At 47.7% G+C, this 2278-nt stretch carries 1 protein-coding gene and 1 pseudogene; both read right to left on the bottom strand.

The annotated features are described in order from the left end of the window. Positions 1–929 (bottom strand): annotated as a pseudogene (locus ACEW8S_RS16415) (hypothetical protein); the annotation flags it as partial. Between the two features lie 19 nt (positions 930–948). Continuing rightward, positions 949–2278, bottom strand: a 1330-nt coding sequence (locus ACEW8S_RS16410) for a GH3 auxin-responsive promoter family protein (RefSeq protein ID WP_373519199.1), incomplete at its 5' end; no start/stop codon positions are given.

Raw genomic sequence — 2278 nt, 5'->3', positions numbered from 1 at the left:
AGTGATTCGGTATGGGACAAACCTTCAGTGCCGGCAGCCAGGTCCTTATTCAATGCATTTCTGGCGAACAACGAGTTCATGACACTATGCATATTGGCACTAATAATGTGTATCGGGCGTTTTAATAGTCCGTTCTTTTGTAAGGTTTCCTTAATGATATCCGCCCAGCGCTCGCCATGAATATGGTGACCAAGGCGTTCGCGCAGCAGAGCGCTAAAGGTTATGGTTCTTTTTTCGCCGGTTACCTGTTCTTCGATGGCCAGTTTGCCCAGCCAATAGATAATTTCCAAAAAGCGTTCCGGGCGGTCTTTGGTCGAAAATCGCTCATGCACCGCCATAATTTCCACGAAGGGGCGGCCCAGGATATTGGCGGTATGTATCACGGCGACTTCCCTTTCGGCCTGATCAAGTTCCCCTTTTTTGATAAAAGACTCCAGCTTTACCCAATCACGGATGGTCTTGTCGGTATCTTCGATTAAGACCCGTTTGCTAATTTTCTCGGATTCTATAAAGAGGAAGGTCAAGTGGGTCAGAATATCATAGATGTCCGACCTACCCCGTGTAATTTCGATATTCATCTGCTCTTCGTCGATGCGGTAGCAGTTGCGGCGGCGTTTCGGGGGGATAATAGGGTCAAAATGGGACCGGCCATAGCCTTCGTCGGAGGTCAGATTGATGAACCGGCACTGTTCGATACCTTCGGGAAGCCTTTCTAGTACGTAGATCAACCCGTTGAGTTCGGCCTTTTCCTCCCCGATGGAACCATAGATTTCGGGGCGCAGCTGGAGCAGTGCCTCCTTCAACGATTCGCCGGAAACACCGGTAGGCTTGTAAAATCCACGATTGAACAGATGCCGCATGGTAATGTAGAGCCGCTCGATGGCGTTGGTCGATTCTTGAGCGCGGGTAGTAGTGATGGTGTTGCCCATAAAATTATTTGGATCAAAATTACGGTTTTTTTGCAATCTTGAATTTTGAAAGCCCTTCGGCAACACTGCAATCGTTCGCCAACCGCTGCACCTTGTTCTGCCCGCCCAGTTTTCCCTTGGATTTCATATAGGCGTTGAATCCGCCCGGTTTTATCGAGGTTACTTTTAATCTTTGCAAAATCTTGCCATCAATGAGGTCAAAATAATAGCTGTTCTGTTTTTGAAGGATGGTGTCGAGGATTTCGATAAATTTTTCACGGTCGGAAGGTTCTTTTTCAAATTCTACGAACCATTCGTGGTAGGGGAGTTGGTCGCCCTCGGGATTGATCTGTGGTGCTACCGTAAACTCGTTGATTCGGGCATCGGTTGCAGCGATTGCTTGTTGCATGGCCTCTTCGACTTCCTTGGCGATAACGTGTTCCCCGAAAGCGGAGATAAAATGCGTGATACGGCCGGAAACTATTATTTTGTAAGGCTTCAAGGAAATAAACTGAACGGTATCCCCAAGGTTGTAGGCCCAAAGTCCGGCATCCGTGGAAATGACCATAACATAGTTGACGTCGCGTTGCACGTCTTTAATCGTCACGCGTTTCGGATTGTCGTCAAAGAATTTGTCAGCCCTGACGAATTCGTAGAAAATCCCGGCATCCAATAGCAGCAACATCCCTTTTTCTGTTTGGGATTCCTGATAGGCAAAAAAGCCTTCGCTGGCGGGAAATAGTTCGATACTGTCGACTTTTCGTCCGATAAGGTTCTCGAATTTTGCGCGATAGGGCTCATAGTTGACCCCTCCATAGATGAACAACTTAAAGTTTTTGAACAGCTCGCCCACTTTTTTATCCGTCTTCGCTTGCAAGCGTTCGAAATACATCTGTACCCAAGAGGGAATGCCCGCGATAATGGCCATGTCTTCATTCACGGTCTCTTCGACAATGGCGTTTACCTTGGTTTCCCAATCTTCGATGCAGTTGGTTTCCCAACTAGGCAACCTATTCTTTTGCAGGTAGTTGGGAACATAATGGGCAGATATCCCAGAAAGCCGCCCTAATTTGATGCCGTTTTTTTCCTGTAAAACGGGACTACCCTGTAAAAAAATCATTTTCCCGTTTACAAAATCCGCATTTCCGGTTTCGTGGATGTAATTGAGGATGGCATTCCTCGAGGCATTCACCTGATGTTTGATGGAGGTTTCGGTAATCGGGATGTATTTGGCTCCCGAGGTAGTGCCCGAGGTCTTGGCGAAATAGATGGGCTTGCCCGGCCAAAGAACATCCGGTTGCCCGGCGACGGCCTGCTCTATGTAAGGTTTGAGTTCCTCATAATCCCGTATCGGAACATGCTTTGCAAAT

Origin of the sequence: Pricia sp. (assembly GCF_041745955.1) — a bacterium.
Classification (GTDB): domain Bacteria; phylum Bacteroidota; class Bacteroidia; order Flavobacteriales; family Flavobacteriaceae; genus Pricia.
This window is presented reverse-complemented; position numbering and strand designations above follow the sequence as displayed.